This window comes from Mesorhizobium sp. M0761 (genome assembly GCF_040320205.1).
GTDB lineage: Bacteria > Pseudomonadota > Alphaproteobacteria > Rhizobiales > Rhizobiaceae > Mesorhizobium.
Genome location: NZ_JAMYPF010000012.1, coordinates 18,600 through 41,255 on the forward strand (window position 1 = coordinate 18,600; position 22,656 = coordinate 41,255).

Consider the following 22,656-nt stretch of genomic DNA (forward strand, 5'->3'; position numbering starts at 1 on the left):
CTGCCGCATCGTTTCGAGTAAAAGACCGCCGTGGTTCCCCTCCACCACGGCGGTTCTTTTTTGCCTTCTGACAAGTGTTTACGGTCCGTGGTCCAACGATCGCGGGCTTTTCGTTTTGATGCGCTGCCTTTACGGTCCCGGCACCGAAAAGAAAGGCCCGCAGTAATGTCCACCATTTCCTCCGTCCTCGACCGTCTCGACAAAAATCTCGACCAGAGCCTGGAGCGCCTGTTCGGCCTGCTCCGCATCAAGTCGATCTCCACCGATTCAGACTATGCCGCCGACTGCCGCAAGGCCGCCGAATGGCTGGTGGCGGACCTCAAGCTGATCGGCTTCGACGCTTCGGTGCGCGACACGCCGGGACACCAGATGGTGGTTGCGCACCATGAAGGCCCCGCCGGCTCGCCGCATGTGTTGTTTTACGGCCATTACGACGTGCAGCCGGTCGATCCGATCGAGCTTTGGGAGAACGACCCGTTTGCGCCGGCGGTCAAGGAGATCGAGCCCGGTCACAAGGTAATCACCGGCCGTGGCTCGGCCGACGACAAGGGGCAGCTGATGACCTTCGTCGAGGCCTGCCGCGCCTGGAAGCAGGTGCATGGCAATCTGCCCTGCCGCATCACCATCCTGTTCGAGGGCGAGGAGGAGTCCGGTTCGCCGTCGCTGAAGCCGTTCCTCGAGGCCAATGCCGATGAGCTGAAGGCCGATTTCGCTCTGGTCTGCGACACCGGCATGTGGGACCGCGAAACGCCGTCGATCTGCGTTTCGCTGCGCGGAATGGTCGGCGAGGAGGTCACGGTCAAGGCCGCCGATCGCGACCTGCATTCGGGCCTCTATGGCGGCGCCGCCGCCAACCCGATCCGCATCCTGGCGAAAATCCTCGCCGACATCCATGACGAGAACGGCCACATCACCATTCCCGGCTTCTATGACGGGGTCGAGGAAACGCCGTCGCAGATCCTGAAATCATGGGAAACTCTGGGCGAGACCGCCGAAACCTTCCTCGGACCGATCGGCCTCTCGATCCCGTCGGGCGAAAAGGGCCGCTCGGTGATGGAACTGACCTGGGCGCGGCCGACGGCCGAGTTCAACGGCATCATCGGCGGCTATACCGGCAAGGGGTTCAAGACGGTGATCGCGGCGGAAGCGTCGTCCAAAATCTCCTTCCGCCTCGTCCACAAGCAGGACCCCGAGAAGATCCGCGCCGCTTTCCGGAAATTCGTCAAGGCGCGCATTCCCGGGGACTGTTCGGTCGAATTCCACCCGCATGGCGGCGGGCCGGCAATTCAGCTTTCCTACGACTCGCCATTCCTGGCCAAGGCCAAGACTGCGCTGTCGGATGAATGGCCGAAGCCAGCGGTGACCACGGGCAGCGGCGGCTCGATACCGGTGGTCGGCGACTTCCAGACCTATCTCGGCATGGAATCGCTGCTGGTCGGGTTCGGCCTCGACGACGACCGCATCCACTCGCCCAACGAGAAATACGAGCTGACCTCCTTCCACAAGGGCCAGCGCTCCTGGGCGCGCATTCTCGATGCGCTGACGCGCTGAGGAGGCTGGGAAGTTTTCTTGTTGATTTTTCAGCGGATCGCGGCGAGGACGAGTTACGCCGCGATCCGGAGAAAACCATGCCCGACATCCGCTTCCACAAGAACGATCTGCCCGACCTCGCCCACTACAATGTCGACGCGGTGGCCATCGATACCGAGACGCTGGGGTTGAACCCGCACCGCGACCGGCTGTGCGTGGTGCAGATCTCGCCCGGCGATGGCTCGGCCGACGTGATCCAGATCGCGCCCGGCCAGAAGAAAGCGCCGAACCTCGTCAGCCTGCTGCGCAACCGCGGCATATCGAAACTGTTCCACTACGGCCGTTTCGACCTCGCCGTGCTCTACAACGCCTTCGGCGTCATGCCGGAGCCGGTGTTCTGCACCAAGATCGCCTCGCGGCTGACCCGCACCTATACCGACCGGCACGGCTTGAAGGACATCTGCTTCGAACTGCTTGGCGTCGGCCTGTCGAAGGCGCAGCAATCGTCGGACTGGGCGGCCGAGACCCTGTCGCCCGAACAGCTCGAATATGCCGCTTCCGACGTTCTCTATCTGCACCGTCTGCGCGAGGTGCTGGCTGGACGCCTGGCGCGGGACGGGCGCACCAAGGAAGCCGACGCCTGCTTCCGCTTCCTGCCGACGCGTGCCAAGCTCGATTTGATGGGTTGGGACGAAGAGGATATTTTTGCCCACAGCTGATGGCCTTCGGATAACGCTTCCGGCAGCCTTGCAACCAGACACGCGTCGTGGCGTTCTGTCGACTTAATGAGGGGGATGACGTGGCAGACCGCAAGCCGATAGCAACCGCCCCGACGGATGGGTCCAAGGTCACTGTCCTGTGGAAGGATGGCGCCGGTGTCGTCAGTGAATCCGTCGGGCAATATCGCGACGGCGCCTGGTGGATCTACACCGACAGCGATACCCAGAAAAAGGTCGACCCGACCAGCTGGCGGCCAGTCTCCAGCGACGATGACGACGATCAATGAGCGCCGCTGGCGGGTGCAACTGCTTTCGCATAGCCTGAAGTCGTTGATATCGAGGCCGATTCGGGGCCTTCCGCTCCGTAGCCTCTCTTCCTGGAGGAACGCGTCATGGGCATCGAAAGCCTTCTCATCTTCATCATAATCGGCGCCATTGCCGGCTGGCTCGCCGGCCTCATCGTCTCGGGCTTCGGCTTCGGCCTCATCGGCAACATCGTCGTCGGCATTATCGGCGCCCTGATCGCCGGCTGGCTGTTTCCAAGGCTGGGCTTCGCCATCGGCGGCGGCATTCTGGCTGCCATCATCAACGCCACGATCGGCGCCGTCATCCTGCTGCTGCTGGTCAAGGTTCTGAAGCGAGCTTGACGCTCTAAGTTTTCATTCAACGCAATTCCTCAGGAGAAAGCCTGTGCTTTCCTGGAATTGCTGCCAAAGGAGCGCGCCGTGAAACAGAACACTCTCTATCTCCTTGTCGGCGCGCTCGTTGTCGTGGTCATCGCGCTCGGTGCATATGTCTATCACGAACAGACCAAGCCCAAGGGCGTCGAACTGAAGATCGACGACAAGGGCATTTCGATCCAGCAGAATTGAAATATTCGGGGTAGCAAGGGCCTCTGCCTTTTGCGGCAGACAGGCCGCGAGGATGCGCCTTTCGGACCCAGTTGGCGGCAGCGGATTTTAGAAATTCTTAAGGAATTTCAGAAGGGTGCATAAACCCTGCTTTAACGCGCCCTTAAGACTAAGCCCTTGATTTTGCTTGAAGTGGTTACCGTTGGTTGCGATCGTTCGGGGCGTTGGGGAGAGAAATGCAGTAAAAAACTACACCCCAATGAATTCCAGGTCGCGATGGAGCGCGCTGTGCGAAACGCACTCAGGGGCGAGGGCGAGTGCGAGCTGTTCGCGACCAACCAAGTCTCGTGTTGGCACCACCAAAACTTACGTTGAGATTTTGAACGGGATAACTGTGGTGTCGTTCGGTGCGAGGTTCCGAGCAGCCGAAACCACCCCCTCTATGTCGCCAGCGTGAAGAACATCGATTGGACTTTGTTCCTTAAGTTGAAAGTTTGGCGATATGAGCCATTCCCATGCTTGACGTGGACTACCAACGATCGAGATTACCTCGGCGATGCCAGGGACCGGCCGTCCATCAGCAAACTGCCTTAAAGGGAATACGGGCTTGCTGCTGCTCCGGGTATTTAGAGCGACGGCTTCATTTCGTTTCTGCCAACGATATAATGTGGAGCGCGGAATTCCGAAGAAACGCTCGATCTCCGTTGGGCCAGCCACCGGCCCGGCCCAATCGTCCGCCAGTTTCAGAGTTGCTGTCGGTTCGGAACGGCTGGCTTTGAGACGAACGAGGCGCCTAGAAACTTGTCCCAAGGCGATCTGTGTCAACTCGGTCGCAAACTCCGTCGCGTAATTTGGAATGTCTTCCTCAATGGTTTTGAAGGCCCTCTGAATAGCGTCTGGCTGACATACTATCTGGGATACGATGATGGCCGCTATCTCAGACGCAGCCCTCATCGCCGGCAGTCGAATCTTCGGTCCATCCGTTTGGAGCACGCTCTCAATGGCTAGGTAGAGGGTCTCCTGCAGGCCTTCGCGGCTTTCAAGCTTTTCCCTGTGCCGCAGTTTGGAAAAACGTCTTTTGGTTGTCATTGCGCTCTCGATTCTATTGCTAAGCAAGGCATCCCAGCGCCATACAAAGATCATAAAGGCGGGCCGAGGCAACGCCAATTCGTTACCAAATTGTTTCTCAAGTGGCAAAAACGTGACGTTTCTGCAACACGGGGCTGTCATAGAAGCCAGATTGGCCTTTTGGCGCGACGATCTTGGTTGCTCACCGCAGTCCGATGCGTAATGTCGATTTCGAAGGAGCGGCGCGGTGCGCATCTTTTTCGGTAGTGGGGATGGGGCAGGGAACGCTGTCCTTCAGCTAAAGAATACCCAGACCCGTTTTTTAACTTTTGACTGGAGGTCAGAAAATGAACATTAAGAGCCTTCTTCTCGGCTCCGCTGCGGCCCTGATCGCAGTTTCCGGTGCGCGCGCCGCCGACGCCGTCGTCGTCGCCGAGCCGGAACCGGCTGAATACGTCAAGATTTGCGACGTTTACGGCTCGGGCTACTTCTACATCCCCGGCACCGAAACCTGCCTGCGCATCGGCGGCTATGTCCGCTACGACATCGGCGGTGGTGATGTCGGCTCGTTCGACGGCGCGACGTCCGCCGACGTTGAGGACGGCGGCAGCAACGACACCTGGTTCAAAAAGGCCCGTTTCTCGCTGAAGACCTGGACCGGCCAGGAAACCGAACTCGGCACCTTGAAGACCTACACCGAGACCCGCTTCAACTTCCAGAATAACAACCGTGATGCGGGCTCGATCGATCCGGATGGAGCCGGCCCCCTCACTGGCTCGGTCAATCCTGCCGGCAACACCGGTGCTTCGCTGAACTTCGCCTGGATCCAGCTCGGTGGCCTGCGCGTCGGTAAAGACGAATCGGCCTTCAATACGTTCATCGGCTACGCCGGCAACGTCATCCAGGATACGCTCGTTCCCTACGGCGATTTCGACACCAACGTCATCCAGTACTATTTCGATGCGGGCAACGGCTTCTCGGCCGTGATCTCGCTCGAAGAAGGCGCGGGCGGCGGTACTGCCGGTTCCTACGGCGTGGGCACGATCGACAGCTACGTTCCGCATGTCGTCGGCGGCTTGAAGTACACGCAGGGCTGGGGCGCCATCACCGGCGTCATCGCTTACGACAGCAACTATGAAGAAGTCGCCGGCAAGGTTCGTTTGGACATCACCCCGATGCAGAACCTGTCGCTGTTCATCATGGGCGGCTATGGAACCGACGACAATTACACGGACGTGACCTACGCGTTCCCGGCCGGCGGTCGCGGCTTCTACAAGCAGTGGGACGGCAACTGGGCAGTCTGGGGTGGTGGCACCTACACCATCAACGAGAAGACCTCGTTCAACGCCCAGGTCTCGTATGACGAAGGTGAGAACCTCGGCATCGCCGCCAACATCGCCTACGACGTCGTTCCCGGGTTCACGATCACTGCCGAAGTTGACTACGTCAATGCAGGCAAGATCGACAATGTCGACACCCTTGGCACGAACCACAACTGGACCGGCATTTCTGATGGCGGCGACGACGCCATCGGCGGCATGCTCCGCTTCCAGCGCTCGTTCTAATAGGCGCTCGATTGGAAATGGAACCCGGCGGGCAACCGCCGGGTTTCGCATTTTTATCAAACCTTACCCAAGCCCCATTGGGTGCAGAAGTCGCTGTAGCTGCGGCGTTATGGAGAGGTGGCCGAGTGGTCGAAGGCGCTCCCCTGCTAAGGGAGTAGAGGTCAAAAGCTTCTCGTGGGTTCGAATCCCATCCTCTCCGCCAATTGCCCTTCTGAGAGACGTTTTGTCCGGCCATAATGCCCGGTCTCGCGCACCTCTCGCCGCCGCATCACCTCCAAGAGCAGGTCGAAGACGCTTGCGACCTCGCCAGCGATTTCATGCTCGCCGATACCCACTCTCTGCTGCTGTCATCAAGTCCTCCGCCAAGTCGCTGGCGGCGATCGGATCTCCCCTCGCTATGATAGGCAGTTGCTTGGCCACCCACTTATCGAGAAACTTCAGGCCGCGTGTGCTCATTAATTAGCAACCTCTCATCTTGACGCCGCAGCCGCCCGCTCCAGAGTCTTGCACATAGCTCGGGGCAATATCAAAGTTGGCGACGAGGTCGCCGTCACGGCGGTTGTGCGCGATCGCGTGTCACGCGACCGCATAAGCGTGACGATCCCCTCCTATGACTTCCCGCATTCGGTTGTCGATTCGACTTCGAAGGCCGTGATCGGCCAGCATATGGAATTAATCGGCCCGGTCACGCGCATCGACGGCGACAAAGTGACCGTGAGCCTCCGGCCATTGGTGACTGTGGACGCCGAGCATGTGCGGCTGGTTGAGAGCTATGTGGCGCCGAAGCGGAAAAGGCCGCTTGTTGGCAAAGCCTAACGGCACTGCCGACCCAAGGCACAGGCCACTGAAACTTTCCCCTTCACATCGGCTCTGGTCGCCTCGCGCTAGCTGCCGGCGATGGGTCGGCATCTTCCCAACTTTGCGCCATGTCGTCGCGACGACGTTGACGAAGGCGATTCAGCAGATCGCGTGAGGCTTGGATCGCCCTGCGCGATTGATCCATGTTCTGGCGAAACGTGGCGCGTTCCTCCATGGACTTCTGCCACTTCAGCAAGGTGGCCGTAGTCGCAGTAGCGGCTTGAGCGATTTCTATGGGCGTTGCAACCATCGCATTCTCCCTAAAAAGGCAATGGTAAACGCAATCTTTATAGGCCCAACGAAACCCTTCTCCAATTAAAAACGACCATACGGCATACGGCAAAATGGCTATTCGTCGGGGCGCTCGACGGCAGCTTCGTCGACCTCGGCCTCCATCTCGTCGTTGACGGTCTTGGTCTTGCCAAAACCGTCCATCGCCACACCGTCAAAGCCCTGCAGCCACGCGTCGGCATGTTCCTGCCAGTAAGCTGGCACCTCACGCTCCTTGCCATCCTTGCGCGCTTGGGCGCCGTACATCCAGGCGTAGGTGGCGCGTTCCTGATCGTTCTTAGGCATGGCCATTTGCATCATCCTCCCGGAAATCCAGCAGCCTTGCGTGCCGCAGCTTCTCTTCGCCTTTTCCTAAGAAAGGAGAGGGTCTGTGGACAGCTGTGGCTCTATCCGGCTGTAAGTTGCCAGACCGCTACGCTGGCGAGGGCAAGGCCCGCTGCGCCTTCGATTGCTCGCGATATGGTATCGAACAGCCGTGGCCTGCTGTCGAAAAAATGCACCAGGCGCTCCCGAAACAAGATCGACAGTACCGCCACGCTGGACAGCGTTAGGGCCACGCCCACCATCATGGTGATTGCGAACAGAATGCCAGCTCCCGGCACCCCTCTGGAAATCGCGAAGGTCATGACAAAAAGGGTCAGCGGGCACGGAATCAAACCGGCCATGACTCCAACGGCCTCGCCCTCATGCTTGTGATGATGGCCGTGGCTCACCGAACGCCAAAGCATCCAGACGCCGATCAGCCCGAGCAGACCGCGACTCACACCCTCAAGCAGTGGTGCGCGTCCAACGCTGCCCAATGCAATCGAGACGAGCGGCAGGGAGAATACGGCGATCAGCACCGCTGTCGCCACGTGAGTGAAGGACAGCGTAATCGACACCAGGAGGCCGCGCGAAACCTTCGCATCCGAACCTGCAAGGTACGTCGCCAAGACAGCCTTACTGTGGCCGGGCGTTAGAGCATGTGCCGCACCGAACAGGACGCCCATCGGCAGAAAGGCAAGGAACGCAAGCCAATCACCGCCAACTGAGAGCAGCTTTATCTGATCTGCGAGCGCCAGGTATATGGAGCGCTGAAATTCGACAAGCGCCTGGAACATCAGCCGAGACCGGCAGAAGCGAGTGGTTTCCGGCAGCTGTCAGTGCTGGTGGCCGTGATGTTCGCCATGATCATGAGAGTGCGGATGCTCGTGCTCACCTTGGTCGGTCGAAAACCGGATATTGGCAGCTGCGAGCGCCGGCATGTGTTCGAACAGTTCGTTCTCCAGCGCCGCCGTGATCTTGTTCGCCTCTGAGAGAGGCAAGGTTCCGTCGGCCGCAATAGCGATATCGGCATGCAACTTGTGGCCAATCCAGCGGGCCTTGGCGTCGACGATGCGAGCACCCTGCACATGCGCAGCGGCATGCTGAATTTCGGCCATCACGCCCGGCTCGACGCCGTCGAGCATGCGGGTGAGCACTGAGCGCGCCGATTGCCAGACGATACCGAATATAGCGACCGTGATGAGAAGCCCGATGATCGGGTCGGCCAGCGGAAATCCGAGCCAGACGCCGATGGCGCCGATGACCACTGCAAGGCTGGTAAGCCCGTCGGTGCGGGCATGGTAGCCGTCGGCGACGAGGGCCGCACTGTTGATTTCCCTGCCGATACGGATGCGAAACACCGCGACGGCCTCATTCCCGAGGAAGCCGACAATGCCCGCCGCGGTCAGCCAACCGAGATGAGTCACTGCCTGCGGATTGACCAAGCGCTCGATAGCCTGGTACCCGGCGACGATGGCGCTGAACAGAATGATCAGCACGATAATGATACCGGCCAGATCCTCTACCCTGCCAAGGCCGTAGGTGAAGGTCCGTGACGGCTTGCGTCGTGCCAGCATGAATGCGATCCAGAGCGGAATGGCGGTTGTGGCGTCGCCGATGTTGTGGATCGTATCGGCCAACAGCGCCACGCTGCCTGACACCAACACCACGGCCATCTGCAATGCCGCCGTGATGGCCAAGATGACAAACGACCATTTGATGGCCCAGATGCCGCGGTCGGTGGTTGCAATCGTTGCGTCAATGACCCCGTGGGTATGGCCATGCGAACCATGATCATGAGCGTGCGCGTCATGATCATGTGACCCGAAGCCGAACCAACCCAGGACGCGTGCGCCGATACTGGTCATAGGTATTTCGCCAGTTGCTTGAGCTCTGCCAGCGAGTTGCCTCCCGCTTTCGTGTCGGTCAGACAATGTTCGATATGATCGTGGATCAGTTCTCGCTTTGCGCTGCTGATGGCGCTCTCCACTGCGTGGAGTTGCTGCGCTAGGTCGACGCAGGATCGCTGCGCCTCGAACATGCCAAGCACGGATGCTAGATGCCCCTGTGCGCGCTTTAAGCGCTTCACGATAGCCGGATGAGAACTATGGATGCCTTCGGACATGCCCCACCGGTATCCCCCCCGGTAGGATGCGTCAAGTATGATGTGAGCGCAGATCGGCTCTTGATCAGCCACCCCGCAGGACGTGTATCCATGGCGCTGAAATCGTCCATCACCCCGCAGCAGGTGAAGGAATTGATCGCGAAGCACGGCAACCAACGCGAGACGCTGGAGCGGGAAGCGAAGGCGCTGCGGAAATCATGACCAGAATTGCGGACCTTGGGCCAGCTATCCCCGGCAAACCTCATGACCCTGACTGGCAGGAGCATTTCTATGTGTGCCCCATCTGCCGCCAGCAGGTCGACCGGCGCGACTTCCGTCAGGTGATGTGGCACGAGAAACCGGACCACGAGCCCCTGCAGTTCGACCAATGAGCGCCGGCCGCACGCGGCTAATTGATTGCCGCGTCGATGCGTTTGCCGAAAATGTCGGCCATTGAACGCGAATACGTGGCGGTCAGGTGGTCCGTGTCGCGCCAGACAAAAACATTGCCGATAACCGCGGGGCATACGTCCCCGGGGCATACAATGTCGCTGAAGTCCACGAGCGGCACATGCGGGTAGAGGCGCTGGGCAACTACCACGGGATCCCGATCACGTACCGATTTATATGGAACGGAGCAGTGGCGGTCCCGAGCCATGCATCGCTCCGGGTTCGTTCCCCAAGCTGGTGTGTCGGCTATTACCACCACCTTAATGCCCAATGCCTCGATGCGGCGCCATAGCTGCACCAACGTATCGCTCACGGGCATCTGGCTTCCGTCGTCGGGATAAGCACGTAAAACATCTCTCTGCCCGAAAATGATGATGTCTGGCCTTTGTTGTTGAATAATTCGCAGCATATGCTGACCCCAGGTCAGGCAATCTGGAAACGGACGGTCGCTGTCAGACACCATGATCATGGTAGGAAATAGCGGGCATCCGGGCTTGGTAAAACTCTCCGCATTCCAACCTCGATCCGACGCCGCCACCTGAAACGCCGGAAGCCAGTGCTCTGCGTGCGAATCGCCAACCAGGAACACCTTGAGCCGCCCATTTGGATCGCCAAACTGGCAACCGACAGGTTCGCCGTTTTCACGAGGCGGGCGGCAGATGTCCGTTTGTGGCTTATCCTGCTTTATTGTCGGCAGCGAAGGAGCATAGGCCGCTACGGTCGGCACCGGCCTGTTGGTGAACAACGATCTAGCCCCTGGATAGTCATTCGGGTTTTCCGAGATCAATGCTTGTTGCCGGGCAATTTCTATCGAGACAGCGCAAAATGCGATTAGAGGCACCAAGGGAACCGGGGCAAAAACGGCCAGCCACTCGACCAGTCGGGGGCGTGATGGCAACGATGCGCGGTGGCGGAAACGATCCTCGACATGAACCTTGGTGATGGCGGCTAGACCGACGCTTGCTGCAAGGATGGCCAGGCCGCCCCAAAGGCCGATCGCTTCGCCACTTTGCTGGGTGAAAAAAACGATGATTGGCCAATGCCAAAGATAGAGCGAGTAAGAGATGTCGCCGAGGAATTGGAACGGTCGTGACTTGAGCAAAGCAAAGGCGCTGAACGACGACTGGCTTTGACCAGAGACGATCACCAACGCGGTACCAACGGTCGGCAACAGCGCCGCATAGCCGGGGAAGGGTGTCTTGGTCGAGAACAGAAAGGCGGCTGCGAGAATCGAGCCGACGCCGGCAAACCCAAGCAATCGCCGCGCTCGTTCCCCGATCCGTGTGTCGGCTGACCCCAGCACCATGACACACAGCAGAGCGCCCAGCGCCAGCTCCCATATGCGGGTGTGGGTGACAAAATAAGCCCGCGCCGGGTCGACAAGCGTGAGCCATACCGAGGCGGCAATCGAGATGATGAAGATTGCGCCTAGGACGGCGACGAGCAAGGGCCGCCAGGGCCTGCGGAACTTTCGAGAAAGCCACAGGACGCCGATGATCAGTCCCGGCCAGACAACGTAGAACTGTTCTTCGATCGACAACGACCAGTAATGTTGGACGGGGCTCGGCGCGCTCGTCATCGCCAGGTAATCAATCGCCTTCGCTGCGAGCCGCCAGTTCTCCAATTGAAAGGCGCTATGCACCAGTTCATTCGTGCCGTCCCTCCATAGCGCGGAGGGTAGATAGAGCGGGGTCGCCAAGCCCACCAGCAGAAGCACAAGCATCGCGGCAGGCAAGAGGCGCCGCGCCCGGCGAACATAGAAACCAAGTAGGTCGATTCTTCCGGTGTCCTCCACCTCCCGCAGCAAGACGCCGGTGATCAAGAACCCAGAAATGACAAAAAACACGTCAACGCCGACATAGCCGCCGGGGACCAGCCACGGCCAGACATGGAACAAAGCGACTGAGCAGACAGCGATAGCACGCAGCCCCTGGATCTCAGGCCGGAAATTCGACTTGCTCAAATACTTGCTTCCGGTTGCTGCTAGGCTCGCGCTTATACAGAATGAAACGAATGGAACAAGTAGCCCCCAATAACAACCTCATGGCATCGGCTGGGACCAGAAAAGCGAAAAGCCCCGGACACCGTTAGGCGCCGGGGCGAAGTCGGATATTGGTTTCATGTCGTCGCCAATCAGCCGCCGCGCAGCGCCCGCCAGATATCCGACCAGTACGCGGTGACAAGGGAGGCTAGCGCCGCTGCGGCCATGCCGGTCACACCAAGCGCCCCGAGCCCCATCAGCTTCCACCGGGTGACCTCCGCTGTCACGGCCTTCACCTCGGTCATGTCTTCACTGAGGGATTTCACCGCGCCTTCGGTCTGGGAAAGACGCTCCACCAACTCGTCGGTCTTGGCGTACATCTTCGATCGGCTGGCGGCGGCGCGCTGTTCGGATTGCTCGTAGCTCAGCGCGGCCCGGGCGTCGCTATCTTTGATATCGCGCCGGATCTCGGTGACGTCCCGCTGGACGCCCTCCATAGCGGCGACGAGGCCGCCTACCATCATCTCTAGGCTCTTCGTCGCCGATGTTGGCATGTCAGGCTTTCCAGCCGCAGAGCTGGGCGCCCTTTTCGTTGTAGGCCAAGACCTGGTTCACCTCGCCGTCCGAAAGCGCCGCGATTGCTTCGGCGGACAGGCGGATCGGGTGCTCGACCGCGCAAAACGAGCCGCCTATCGTCGTGCAGCCGGCAATCGCCATGAAAACCGCAAGAGCTATTGCTTTGGTGACCATTTGCCCAGCCTCTCCCGGTTGACGTCCGGCGCGCGGCCGGCGACAGCATCATCGATCTTCTGGCCTTCGGTTGCCGCAGCTGCGTTGTCGGCCGCCTGCTTGTTGCGTTCGGCCTTGGCGCCGGCAAGCCGCTGTTGAAAGCCGAAGGCAAGCGCGCCGATGATGGCCGCGCCAATGGCTAGAACGGTCGGGTTGCTCAGGAACCATGCGATGACCGCGCTCATAGCGGCCACCAGAACCAGACGGCAAACCCGGCGATGATAGCTAGGCTGACAGCGCCGACGGTGCGCAGCAGCCGATCGAATGCCGGGATGAGCAGTTCGCGGAAGCCCTCCATCACTCAGCCACCTCTTCCTTGATCTGGCGCACCGCCGCGACGATCTGGGAGCGCAGCAGGAGCAAGATCAGGATGAAGACGATGAGGACGCCGCCGCCCGCAAGAACGGCCTTCCAGTCGATGCCGGCAAGCCAGCCAAGACCAAGCGCACCGGAGCCAAAGAGGCCAGTCAGCCAGGACAGGAATCCGGATTTCTCCTTGACCTTCTGCTCCACCTTTTCGGGGACAACAGGCTTAGGGACCTCTACCGGCACCCTGATCGGCGGCGGCGCTGCGGGCAGTGTAGAGATCAGCATTGCATCGCGACGCACGGCTGCCATGCGGGCCGTCCAGCCTTTGCCGAAGGTCGGCCACAGCAGTTTGCCGGTCTTCTTGTTCTTGGCCCGCCTCATGAAGGCCAGACGCGCATCGCAATAGGCGTCGATGATGACGCCGGCGGGCTTGGCGCTGATCGCCTTGAGGCTGTCTGGTCCCAGTCGGCCGTCAACCGTTGCACCAGCCACGCGCTGCAAGTATTCGGCGGCGCGCTTAGGGCCGGAATTCACCGCGAAGTCGAATGCGGCATAGTCGACACCGCCCGGAAGCTCGGATCCGTGCACCGCATCCCAGAACTGCCGGCGGTAGACCGTCGCTATCTGGGCATCGGTGATAATCTTCAGGTCGGCCTTGGTGCCGGCGGGTTTGATGTAGGCGCGGAAGGTCGCCAGCGTCACGCCCTTCATGGTGGCGCCGCCCGGATCGGCCGGATTGTCCGACCAGCCGCCTTCGGATTTTAGGACGAGCGTAAGCGCCCGCGCGAAATTGCGGTCCATGTGTAAGCCTCTTGAGGTTGCATTTGAAAGAAGGTAACCGCTATTTAGCGGCAGGGCGGGATGTCTAAATGTCAGTATTTTCTAAGTGGTTCAAAGACGCGCGCGCGAAACTGCCCGATAATGTGTCCGTCGGCCGCCACACCTATGGCGTCACTTGGCGGAAGGTGCTTTTCCCGACTAATGAAGCCCCCCTAAATGTCGGTAGCTTCTGCTCTGTTGCTGGCCAAGTGCTGTTCATGTGCACCGGCCAACACCAGACGAAGAGTGCCACTTCATTCCCGATCTATAGCCGCGTCCTGAAGCAGCCTGAGCCTTTACCCAACGCTGGGAAGCCTGGGGGCATCACGATCGGCAACGATGTTTGGATTGGCCACGGTGCCATCATATTGCCAGGCGTGACAGTCGGCGACGGCGCTGTTGTGGGTGCCGGCTCCGTCGTCGCCAAGTCTGTCGAGCCCTATGCGATAGTGGCCGGCAATCGCGCGCAAGTTGTCCGCAGCCGGTTCCCTGCTGATACCGTTGTGCAATTGCTGGAAATACAGTGGTGGTTGTGGGACGACGATAAGATCAAGAGCGAGGCAGCTACTCTCAGCGGTCCGATCGAGACTTTCATTGCAAAGCACGCCACTCGATGAGGGACGTTTTCGGTTATATCGCGTATGGCGAAAACGAATTGTACCATCGCGGCGCGTTGCTGAGCGCACTCAAGCTTTTGTATCATTGTCCAGAAGCAAAGATCATTGTTGCGACGGATAGGCCCGAATTGTTTGTCGACTATCCCATGGAGACGTTGCTTCTGACTGACATGCAGAAAGAGGCTTGGTCCTTCAGCGGTCAATATCATTTTGGCATCAAGGCCCGGGCGCTGATCAAACTGCTGAGGATGACCGACCGCCTCATCTTCATGGACTCAGACCACTACCCAGCAGGATTTCTATCCCTTGGCTTCGAAAGCATTTCGCCTAAGCATTCAGTGATGCGACGCCTAGAGAAACCCCACAAATGGACGCCTGTGCTGGAAGGGGAAGGCCTTCGAATCGGCGAACATGTTATCACGGGCCGCGAACCTATGTGGCAAAGTGGCATTCTCGGAGTGCATCGAGACAATCTTCCCGCTCTGATGGACGCGTATCCACCGATGCTTGCTGTGCATCAGATATCGAAAATTGACGCTGCGGAGCAGTTCTGCATCGGCATAGCCTTGTCCTTGGGGGGGCGGACGATCAGCCCGCATAAGCTCAAGATCAGGGACTATAATACGCGAGGGAAGAAGGCGTTCGCAGAACCTCGTGTACATCGCTTCTTCGATGCATACGCTGCCGAGCCCGTTGCACGGCAAATCGTCGAAGCTGGCCGATATCGAGTGTGGCGGACGCCGGTGGATATCATTCGCCAAAAACTCAAGGCGCGAGGATGACTGCAGGATCAAGCCCAAGAGCACGGACTAGCCCGACTGCGTCAGGATCGTCGCTGTAAACTTCCGGCCGATCCGGCGCGAACCAGCGGGCAAAATAGATTGGGTTGCCCGCTAGGGCGGCATAGGCCTGCGACATCTTGCCAGCCTCAATGATCCGAGCCTGCACAACCGATTTTGGCACCATGCGACGCTCAGCAGGCGGCGCGCTCCACGCTTTGCCATCCCAGAGTTGGCGGGCATCTGCCGGGGCCTCCAAGACCTCAATGCCATTTTGAGGCAGACCGACGTTTTCACCGTCAAAGCCGCCGAGATAGACGCCATCCGCGTCGACGAAGAATTTGGTCATATCTGCCGATCCCTTTACTCAGAATTTGTGATAGGTGTATGCCTTCGCCAAGCATGGTTTTCGCCGTGAGGCAGAGATGTTTTATTTGGGGTTGGCGGTCGGCTTTGCGTTGGGCATCGTGGCAATGTCAGCTGCCGTTTATTATTGGACGCACCATGATGATTTTGAGATCAGGCGGGGGGAAGAGCGTTAGCAGCATAGGCCTTCCGCCGGCTAGCGGCGCACGCCTTGAGCTTTGGCGAAGTATTTTGTCATGGGAAACCTCCGGTTTGGGCATTGCCGCCCGTCCGGAAACTTACGGAAGCGTTTCGCCGTCAAGAACGCGCTGGTAGAGGGCCAGGTAGGCTTTAGTGGTCTTTTCGATTGGGAATCGGTCAGCAGCCGATTCGCGGCAGCGGAGTGCGGACATCCCGCTGATCTCGTTCAGGCCGGTCGCGAATTCATCGTTACTGTCGAAAAAGCGTCCGGTCTCTGCGTTAACTGTTTCAGGTAGCGCGCCGCGTCGAGTAGTCAGTACTGGAGTTCCGCATAGCATTGCCTCGACCGGCGCCATGCCGAACGGCTCATCCCAAGAAATCGGGTTGAGGAAGGCTTTTGCCTCGCCCAACAGCCGCAGCTTTTCGTCACCGTCGACAGTCCCCGTGAAATTGAAACGACGCGAAAGGCTTTTGAGGAACACGCCCCGAGTCTTGCTACGCCCGAGCAACTTCCAGCGAGAGCCGCCGGCAACGTCGAGATCGAAGTCAAATCTCTTGGCGAGGTCGACGGCGCGACCGAGACCCTTTCCCGCTCTTGCGATACCGCCGAGAAACAACAGCCGACCGGTCTTCTTGTCGGTGAGCCGGTAGGCATCCACCGGGAACCCGTTGTAGACGAATGTCTGCCGGCCCTGGTGCCGGGCGTGGCTGGCGCTAACGAAACTCCAGTTCAGCCCTTCCCTTGGCGTATTCGGCACATAGCCGTGCAGCGTGTAGAGCGCTCGGTGACTGGTCTCGGCCTCGTACCAGCCGTTGAAATGCACAATGTCGGTATCTGGCGGGATTGCCGCCACGCTTTCGGGCGCAGATGCAGCGTGTCGAACCTCACAAAGGGGATGTGTAGAGCCATGGGCGGCAATCAGCGTGACCCGATGCCCCAGACCGACCAGCGTGGTGGCCAGCCAGTCTACTTGGCGCTGAGTGCCACCGTAGCCTTTGCAGGGTATTTCGCCTTGAACCACGACAGTAGCATGCATTTCGCAGGTTTAGACGGATCCTATTCAGCAAGCTAGGCCCACACCCTGAATACCAGCCTCCAGCTTGTGTTCGTTATGTTGGTAAGGCTTGCTCCGCTTTTGGCCATAATTCGAAGTGAACTGGAATTGGCGCCAATTCGAACATTCAAATTGGTTGTATCCGGAACCATGCTGATGGCCTGCACGGTAGCGTCAGTAGTGTTCAGCATAGGATTGATGGCGACTTCATCGCCGATCGAATACGCCAAGTCCGCAGTCGTGCACTGGATGACGGCGATGTAGAGCTTCGGCTTCACCCCTAGCCCATGCGCCAGCGTCAATGTGCCGCCGGCCGTGATGGTCTGCTGGGCGCTCTCGTAGGCTTTCTGCAGAAGCGCCGTGCTCGACTGAACGTAGCGGGCGTCTTGCTCGGCCTGAGACCACTGGATTTTAAACCAAGCACCCCACACGCCGCCGTTCTGGTAACGGCGCCAGATGGTGGTGTTGGCCGCCGTGGCATTCACAAAATCGTAAACCGTTTGGGTTCGGTAGCCGGCCGCCCCGTGTGCCTCGACCGTGCCGATATTCCACCCGGTGTTTGCCGCAGGGGCGTTGGCCGCCCCACTGCCCATATACCAGCCGTTGTCGAGCGCAGTGTTCCAGTCGGTGATCGTCTTAGCCACCACACCGAGGCGCGCGGGGAGGTTGGCATCAGAGATTACTGCGACTGGTTGGCCAGACGCGCGGATGTAGGATCGAACACGCCAGTTGCCACCACCCAGGGACTGCGCCACGGCGGTATCACCGGCTGCGGCAACGATGTTGGCGGCCCCCGGCAGGATGAGCGTGGCGGCATTATGGGTAAGCGTCGCCGCTCCGGAGAAGGTCAGGAAACGCAAGACGCCGCTGGGCAGCACGCCCAAAGCGGTGATCACCGCCGCGCCCGACACCGTGACGGAGACACCGGTTGCCGCGGCCAGATCAGTCGTCGCAGCTGATGCGATGACACTGCTGGTCGTGTGCAGAGCATCATTGCCACCGACCGCCGAGCTCGCGCCCGTGCCGCCCATCGTGATTGGGCGCGGCGTGTTCATGATCGACAGAAGATCGGCCAAGAAGGCGTTGTACTTCCCGCTCTCGATCGTCGTGTTCGGAATCGCCGTTGTGTTCGGCGGCCATGACGTGACGCCGGCTCCATTCATAGGCATTGGCAGCACCTTTTAATATTTGGGGTTTGCTCGTATGTTCCGCGCCTATGCGCGTCAGAATTCTTCAGATCATCGCCGCCGTCGTCACGATCGGCATTATGGTCGTGCTGCACGACGTGATTGGAGGGTTTCTCCGAAGCTTGGAGCCCCAATTCGTCATCGGTCTTGCCCTTGGCGTTATGGGAACGACGGCGGTTTTCGTTGCGCTATTGCTGTGGGAGCGCCGATCGCTGGCCTTGCGAGAGGAGCAGAGAGCGCGCGACGTTATCGACCTCTGAGCCTGACACACCGGAACCACGCCCAGCACGAAGAAGGGCTTCAAGCACATCCGGATTGTTGCTGGTCAGGATGCGGGCCATGGCGGTGCGCGTAGACTCATCCTTTATTCCTCGAAGAGCTTCGACAACGGCATCAACACCCTTCATGGCAGTGGCCCGGGTCGCTCCCGCTACTCCGCCAGCCATGAATGCTTGCGGCACGCCAAAGGCTTCGGCACCTGAGCCGGTAAGCTCTTGCTGGGAAGCCTGGCGGGCGGCGGTGAGTGAATTCCGCGTCACGATGTCCGTGGTATCGGCGAAGTGCTTCTCGCGATCGAGAAGACCGATGATGCGGTCGGCTCGGTCCTTACCGAAAAGCGTTGCAAGACGACTGCGGTTCCAATCGCCTTCGCCCTTGATGAGGCGCTGAAGGGCAACGCGGTCATTTGCGTTAGTCCCCACGATGCGCTCAATCTCGGCACGCGCCCCCTCGCGCAGCCGCATAGGGACAGCAGACGGGCCGATCTGCATGCCTTGCGGCAACGCACCTTCCTGCACTTCTTGGGCGAGCTCGGCGGGCCTCGGCGCTTCCCGGCCGCTGGACAGCACCTGTTGGCCGCGTCCGACCGCCTCCCGCTGGCGGGCCAGCTCGGCAAATTTGCTGTCGACTTCTTTGATGCCGGGCACGGAAGCGCGCAACTCGTCATCAACAGCCTGTCTGGCCGTCTGAAGCGCGTTGCGGGCGTTCGTTTCCACCGTCGTTTCCAGCATGCCATCAATAGCCTTGCGGGTTTCAAGCAACGTAACGGGATTGCTTTCCAGTTCTTGGGTGCCGGTGCGGTTCAGCATCGTGCGAACACGCTGTAGACCGCGCTGCGCCTCACCGCGAAGGGTCTGGAGTTCCCGATCAAGATAGGTGGCGATCGGTCGCGGATTGACCGGCGAAGCGTTGGCAAAGGCCGCCCGATATTCCGGTGACAGGTTGGCCTGGTTCACGTCGATGCCGGCATTGATGCGCGATGGGATAGGGGCTGGGCCAAGTTCCTGGTCGATCGTGCTGGTGATGCGCTGGTTTGCACCGGCGTTGCGCGCGTCGACGGCCCCGCGAACAATGGCTTTGCCTTCTCCGGGCAACGCTGCCAAGCCGCCGGCCTGCGAACGAAGATTTTCGCCCAGATCCATGATCATTCCGCCGGGGCCGAGCTTGTCCATCTGACCCAGCGCGCCGGCATCGAGCGCGTCGCGCCCTGCCGCCCTTGACAGCATCGCCGCGGCAACCTTGTCGATGCCAAGTTCCTTGGCTGCACCGCCGAGGTTCCAGCCATCGGCAACATACTTGACGCCTCGGCCGACGAGAGGCCCGATAGCCGGGGCGAGCACACCGAGGCCGGCTCCAGTAACCGCGCCAATGCCTGTTGCCGTAGGATCTCCACCAGAACGGATTGCCGCATCGGTTCCGTTGATAAGTCCGCCGGTCAAGGCACTGGCGCCGAAGCGCAACGGCGCCGACGCCACGCCAATACCGAAGGCCCCAGGCGCTGCCGCCATCGCCGGGATAGTGCCCGCGACAGCGCCCGTGACTTGTGACGCCTTGTCGAGGTCCGGGTTCATCGACTTTTCGGCGACGGTGCCCGCTTGGATGCGCTTCAGAACTTGGTCATAGGTCTCGTCAGACGCTCCCGCGATTGTCGCAGCAGCTGCACGATCGACGCCGCCCCGGATCATTGGGCCCAAGATCGGGATGCCCTCCAGAATCCCGCCCGAGGTGGTGCGCATTTTGCTCAGAGCATCGTCGCCCTCGATCCTGTCGGTGAGCGCATTGTAGCCAGGTGGTGCGAAGGCAGGAACGCGGTTCGGCTGCAACGTCTCTTGATCGACCCCGGCAATCGCGCGCTTTTGCTCGGGTGACAGCGCATGCATCTGTTGGGCGAGCCCAATGCCCGCTTGAGCGCGGGCATCCGGACCCGAGGATGCGCCCGCCTGTCCGAGGGCGCTCAGTGCGGTCTTCTCGTCGGGCGCATCGACTTCGTAAGTCTTGCCGTCTGCGCCTTGAATTTCGAATGTTGCCATTATGGTTTCACCCTGATCCGCACGCCGTTTCCTACATCTTTCCAGCCATCCGGATTTGACGATGGTGCCGGAGCGTTCGGCTCGGCCGTCGTCCGGTCGACGGAAGCCTTGATGCCTTCCAGCATGCGCTTCAGCTCTTTGACGCTGTTGGCCGCCCTATCACCAGCACCGCCAATTGCGGCGGTGTAGACCTGGCTCGGAAGGTTCCATGCGCCGCCGTCCTTGGTCACGTCGACAACCGGGTCGTAGATCATGTTTTCCATCAACTGGAGATCAGGCCCGTTGAGGACGCCCAGATTGAAGAGTTCCTTCATCTGCAACATGATGCCCTGACGGACGGTGTTCAGATTGTCCTTGGACGCGCCGGGCATTGCCTCGATGCCGGTCTTGGCGACCAGCTCCGAATAGCGGTCGAGTTCGCCGGTGATGGCATCGAACGCCTGGTTGACCGAGGAAACCCGGTTCCGCTGTGTTTCTGTCGGCTTCATTGTGCCGGGGATGACGGCTCCTGCAGAAGGAGCGGCCGAAGGCGGCGCAGCGACGGCGGGAGCCGGTGCTCCAGCAGCAGGAGGCGCTACCTGAGCGGGCGAAGTCACTCCTGGTGCGGCTGGTGCGGCAGGCACGGCACCACCACCGGGAGCCTGTAGCCATGCCGGAAGGTTGGGCGGCACCTGAATAGGCACCATGCCATCAGGCGTCTGCACCATCTGCGTCTTTGGCTGCGAAATGATGGCGTAGGCAGTCGCATATTCTCGCGAAGCGGGATCGGCGGTCGAGAGGATGTTCCAAGCCTGGGCATCGAGGCCGTTGCCTTCGAACTTCGTCGGGCCGCCGCCTGAAATGCTTTTTGTCTCGCCGCTGGCCGCATCGAACAGAGTGTCGTCGTCCAGCTTCTGCCACTGCTTCGGCGGAACGGCCAGAGACTTGCGCGCAGCCTGAATTTGCAGCTGCCGCAGAGGATCGGCATCCTGCATTTTCTGCTGGAGCATCATGTTGGCCATCGCCTTTTGTTCGGGCGATGCCCAAGGGTCAGCGGCAACCTGCATGATCTGCTGAAAAGACGGACCGCCCTGACCGGGCTGGATAGCGCCGCCAGTGCCGCCAGCCTCTACCGGGATGCTGGACAGGTCTTCCTGCGGAGACATCGCCTGAGCGACCTTCTGGACGCCGGGAGAGGCTGGTGCAGCCTGCTGGGGCTGCTGAGCGCCGGCGAGAGCCGCAACGACCGGCGACGGGGCCGCTGCCGCCGGACCGGGCTGCTGAGCCGCGCTGAGGGCCTGCACGACGCCACCGCGACCGCTGAGGGGCTCCGAGCTCATCATCGTTGACAGGACGCGCTGGCCGGCCGGCGTGGTCGCGGCAGGATCACCGGGGCCGGGATTGGGCAGCGGCGCATCGGCATTGACCGGGATCCATCCCTGATCACCAGTCGCGCCGGCCATGCCGGTCGTTTCGACAAACTGATAGGTCTTGCCGTCGGCGCCGCGGCGAACTTCACCAGCTTTTCCAGATCCTTGCGGAGCGCCGGGATAAGTCGGACGCGTTGCGGGTGCCATCGGGTCGTTAGGATCGAGCGGAGGAAGGCCGCTGGGATCATACGCAGGAGCCGTGGTGCCGGGCGACATGGTGGCGAGGCTCGGGGCCGGTGTCATACCAGCGGAGCGATCGAGCGAGGCAACCTGAACTGGGTCTTGTGACTGCTCCTGCTGGGCCGCCTGCGTTGCCTGTGCGGGCGTAGCGCCGGCGCCAAGCGCCTTCTGATAGGTCGCAACGAACCTGTTCGTGTTTGTCCCCTGTTCGATACCACCGGGAAGGCTCGTCCACGTCCCGCTTAAGACCTGGCCGACGTTGGCGATTGCGTCAGGATCGCCGGACTGAAGAACGTCATCAAGCACTTGGCCCGTCTTGGCCTTGTAGGTCTTGGCGGCGAGGTTCCATGCCGCCTTGTCCTGGTTGACTGGCGAGAAGTCGGGCAAGCCAAGTTCCTTCGCCTCATCGTCCCATGTGGAGCCCAGAAACTGATATTTGCCAGCGGCCGACGAGGTGCGGCCAGCATTCGGCCCTGTTTGGATGCGCACCGCCTGGTTCGGATGGTGGGAGAAATCATCGAATTTTCCGCCGCCATAGATGACGTTGTAGCGACCGCCGCTTTCTGGGCCGGAAATCGTGTTGAGCAGCGCCTTCTGGTAAGGCTTTGCGTCCTGCCATGCGAGTTGGTCGCCGCCGTAGTCGGCCGCGCCGCTCGCGGAGGCCGCAACTGGAGAGCCCGGAGCCGCCGGGAATGTGCCAGCGTTGATCATGCCGCCAAAAGCATCGGTCGCATGGGCTTGTCCAGCGGTCTCTGCCGCGTCGGCGCGCCTGTTGAGCACATTCTGCACGATGCCATCGCCGAGCGCATTCAAGCCCTCGCCGATGTTCTGCGGCGCGCGCTGAGAAGACATCAGCGCCTGGACAATTGCCCGCTTCTTGGCGACTGACGCAGGCGTCTCGCCCTTCTCGGCATCGAAGATGAATGACAACGCCATG

General features: G+C 60.4%; 25 protein-coding genes, 1 tRNA gene and 1 pseudogene. 11 read left to right on the forward strand and 16 right to left on the reverse strand.

What is annotated here, in order from left to right; translation table 11 throughout:
- The first annotated feature begins 165 nt into the window (after positions 1-165).
- The 5 genes from NKI32_RS19680 to NKI32_RS19700 all read left to right on the forward strand — a co-directional run bounded on the left by NKI32_RS19680 (position 166) and on the right by NKI32_RS19700 (position 3,121).
- Positions 166-1,551 (forward strand): M20/M25/M40 family metallo-hydrolase, encoded by a 1,386-nt coding sequence (locus NKI32_RS19680; protein ID WP_353003239.1) that lies wholly within the window; start codon positions 166-168, stop codon positions 1,549-1,551.
- Between the two features lie 77 nt (positions 1,552-1,628).
- Positions 1,629-2,249 carry a ribonuclease D gene (locus tag NKI32_RS19685; protein WP_023698188.1) on the forward strand — a complete coding sequence of 207 codons (621 nt, stop codon included), beginning with the start codon at positions 1,629-1,631 and terminating at the stop codon, positions 2,247-2,249.
- Between the two features lie 80 nt (positions 2,250-2,329).
- A complete protein-coding gene (locus tag NKI32_RS19690; protein WP_353003241.1) occupies positions 2,330-2,536 on the forward strand; it encodes a hypothetical protein in 207 nt (68 codons plus the stop codon).
- Between the two features lie 105 nt (positions 2,537-2,641).
- Positions 2,642-2,896 carry a GlsB/YeaQ/YmgE family stress response membrane protein gene (locus NKI32_RS19695; RefSeq protein WP_023669782.1) on the forward strand — a complete coding sequence of 85 codons (255 nt, stop codon included), beginning with the start codon at positions 2,642-2,644 and terminating at the stop codon, positions 2,894-2,896.
- Positions 2,897-2,974: 78 nt separating this feature from the next.
- The gene (locus NKI32_RS19700; protein WP_023686592.1) at positions 2,975-3,121 is read left to right on the forward strand and encodes a hypothetical protein; all 147 of its coding nucleotides are present in this window, start codon (positions 2,975-2,977) and stop codon (positions 3,119-3,121) included.
- 345 nt (positions 3,122-3,466) lie between these two features.
- Here the strand turns inward: NKI32_RS19700 and NKI32_RS19705 are convergent, their stop codons facing one another.
- Positions 3,467-4,189 carry an antitoxin Xre/MbcA/ParS-like domain-containing protein gene (locus tag NKI32_RS19705; protein ID WP_353003244.1) on the reverse strand — a complete coding sequence of 241 codons (723 nt, stop codon included), beginning with the start codon at positions 4,187-4,189 and terminating at the stop codon, positions 3,467-3,469.
- A gap of 326 nt (positions 4,190-4,515) precedes the next feature.
- On the opposite strand from NKI32_RS19705, the gene NKI32_RS19710 reads away from it, so the two are divergent.
- The 3 genes from NKI32_RS19710 (at position 4,516) to NKI32_RS19720 (ending at position 6,549) form a co-directional block, all read left to right on the forward strand.
- Positions 4,516-5,733 carry a porin gene (locus NKI32_RS19710; protein ID WP_353003246.1) on the forward strand — a complete coding sequence of 406 codons (1,218 nt, stop codon included), beginning with the start codon at positions 4,516-4,518 and terminating at the stop codon, positions 5,731-5,733.
- Positions 5,734-5,844: 111 nt separating this feature from the next.
- Positions 5,845-5,935, forward strand: a tRNA-Ser gene (locus tag NKI32_RS19715).
- Between the two features lie 392 nt (positions 5,936-6,327).
- On the forward strand, positions 6,328-6,549 hold the full coding sequence (locus tag NKI32_RS19720; protein ID WP_348625636.1) for a hypothetical protein: 222 nt from the start codon (positions 6,328-6,330) through the stop codon (positions 6,547-6,549).
- A gap of 43 nt (positions 6,550-6,592) precedes the next feature.
- Here NKI32_RS19720 and NKI32_RS19725 read toward each other — a convergent pair whose 3' ends face one another.
- The 5 genes and pseudogenes from NKI32_RS19725 to NKI32_RS19745 form a co-directional block, all read right to left on the reverse strand.
- Positions 6,593-6,841, reverse strand: coding sequence for a hypothetical protein (locus tag NKI32_RS19725; RefSeq protein ID WP_353003248.1), 249 nt, complete (start codon positions 6,839-6,841; stop codon positions 6,593-6,595).
- 98 nt (positions 6,842-6,939) lie between these two features.
- Entirely contained in the window at positions 6,940-7,173 is a 234-nt protein-coding gene (locus tag NKI32_RS19730) for a hypothetical protein (RefSeq protein ID WP_353003250.1), read from the reverse strand.
- A gap of 95 nt (positions 7,174-7,268) precedes the next feature.
- Entirely contained in the window at positions 7,269-7,982 is a 714-nt protein-coding gene (locus tag NKI32_RS19735; RefSeq protein WP_023831639.1) for a HoxN/HupN/NixA family nickel/cobalt transporter, read from the reverse strand.
- A gap of 54 nt (positions 7,983-8,036) precedes the next feature.
- A pseudogene (locus tag NKI32_RS19740) lies at positions 8,037-9,044 on the reverse strand (cation diffusion facilitator family transporter); the annotation flags it as partial.
- 5 nt (positions 9,045-9,049) lie between these two features.
- Positions 9,050-9,310, reverse strand: a complete 261-nt coding sequence (locus NKI32_RS19745; protein WP_023831641.1) for a metal-sensing transcriptional repressor — start codon at positions 9,308-9,310, stop codon at positions 9,050-9,052.
- 197 nt (positions 9,311-9,507) lie between these two features.
- On the opposite strand from NKI32_RS19745, the gene NKI32_RS19750 reads away from it, so the two are divergent.
- Positions 9,508-9,681: a hypothetical protein gene (locus tag NKI32_RS19750; RefSeq protein ID WP_023833702.1), complete on the forward strand. Its 174-nt coding sequence runs from the start codon at positions 9,508-9,510 to the stop codon at positions 9,679-9,681.
- A gap of 17 nt (positions 9,682-9,698) precedes the next feature.
- Here the strand turns inward: NKI32_RS19750 and NKI32_RS19755 are convergent, their stop codons facing one another.
- The 5 genes from NKI32_RS19755 to NKI32_RS19775 all read right to left on the reverse strand — a co-directional run bounded on the left by NKI32_RS19755 (position 9,699) and on the right by NKI32_RS19775 (position 13,619).
- Positions 9,699-11,702 (reverse strand): acyltransferase family protein, encoded by a 2,004-nt coding sequence (locus tag NKI32_RS19755; RefSeq protein ID WP_023831643.1) that lies wholly within the window; start codon positions 11,700-11,702, stop codon positions 9,699-9,701.
- Positions 11,703-11,872: 170 nt separating this feature from the next.
- The gene (locus NKI32_RS19760; protein WP_023831644.1) at positions 11,873-12,274 is read right to left on the reverse strand and encodes a DUF1515 family protein; all 402 of its coding nucleotides are present in this window, start codon (positions 12,272-12,274) and stop codon (positions 11,873-11,875) included.
- Position 12,275: 1 nt separating this feature from the next.
- The gene (locus NKI32_RS19765) at positions 12,276-12,470 is read right to left on the reverse strand and encodes a hypothetical protein (RefSeq protein WP_353003253.1); all 195 of its coding nucleotides are present in this window, start codon (positions 12,468-12,470) and stop codon (positions 12,276-12,278) included.
- Positions 12,452-12,694, reverse strand: a complete 243-nt coding sequence (locus tag NKI32_RS19770) for a hypothetical protein (protein WP_023831646.1) — start codon at positions 12,692-12,694, stop codon at positions 12,452-12,454. Before NKI32_RS19770 ends, NKI32_RS19765 begins: the two co-directional genes overlap by 19 nt.
- 112 nt (positions 12,695-12,806) lie before the next feature.
- Entirely contained in the window at positions 12,807-13,619 is an 813-nt protein-coding gene (locus NKI32_RS19775) for a glycoside hydrolase family 108 protein (protein ID WP_023833700.1), read from the reverse strand.
- A 68-nt stretch (positions 13,620-13,687) separates the two neighbouring features.
- On the opposite strand from NKI32_RS19775, the gene NKI32_RS19780 reads away from it, so the two are divergent.
- Both NKI32_RS19780 and NKI32_RS19785 read left to right on the forward strand, forming a co-directional pair.
- On the forward strand, positions 13,688-14,254 hold the full coding sequence (locus NKI32_RS19780; protein WP_023807183.1) for a CatB-related O-acetyltransferase: 567 nt from the start codon (positions 13,688-13,690) through the stop codon (positions 14,252-14,254).
- Entirely contained in the window at positions 14,251-15,036 is a 786-nt protein-coding gene (locus tag NKI32_RS19785; RefSeq protein ID WP_353003255.1) for a hypothetical protein, read from the forward strand. The genes NKI32_RS19780 and NKI32_RS19785 overlap by 4 nt, the downstream gene beginning before the upstream one ends.
- Here NKI32_RS19785 and NKI32_RS19790 read toward each other — a convergent pair.
- The 5 genes from NKI32_RS19790 to NKI32_RS19810 all read right to left on the reverse strand — a co-directional run bounded on the left by NKI32_RS19790 (position 15,020) and on the right by NKI32_RS19810 (position 22,655).
- The gene (locus NKI32_RS19790) at positions 15,020-15,382 is read right to left on the reverse strand and encodes a hypothetical protein (RefSeq protein ID WP_023831649.1); all 363 of its coding nucleotides are present in this window, start codon (positions 15,380-15,382) and stop codon (positions 15,020-15,022) included. The two genes, NKI32_RS19785 and NKI32_RS19790, sit on opposite strands and share 17 nt — an antisense overlap.
- A gap of 295 nt (positions 15,383-15,677) precedes the next feature.
- Positions 15,678-16,601, reverse strand: a complete 924-nt coding sequence (locus NKI32_RS19795; protein WP_348524518.1) for a glycosyltransferase — start codon at positions 16,599-16,601, stop codon at positions 15,678-15,680.
- A gap of 47 nt (positions 16,602-16,648) precedes the next feature.
- The gene (locus tag NKI32_RS19800) at positions 16,649-17,797 is read right to left on the reverse strand and encodes a pyocin knob domain-containing protein (protein WP_353003257.1); all 1,149 of its coding nucleotides are present in this window, start codon (positions 17,795-17,797) and stop codon (positions 16,649-16,651) included.
- Between the two features lie 212 nt (positions 17,798-18,009).
- The gene (locus tag NKI32_RS19805) at positions 18,010-20,130 is read right to left on the reverse strand and encodes a hypothetical protein (protein ID WP_353003259.1); all 2,121 of its coding nucleotides are present in this window, start codon (positions 20,128-20,130) and stop codon (positions 18,010-18,012) included.
- Positions 20,130-22,655 carry a glycoside hydrolase family 24 protein gene (locus tag NKI32_RS19810; protein ID WP_353003261.1) on the reverse strand — a complete coding sequence of 842 codons (2,526 nt, stop codon included), beginning with the start codon at positions 22,653-22,655 and terminating at the stop codon, positions 20,130-20,132. Before NKI32_RS19810 ends, NKI32_RS19805 begins: the two co-directional genes overlap by 1 nt.
- Position 22,656 lies beyond the last annotated feature (1 nt).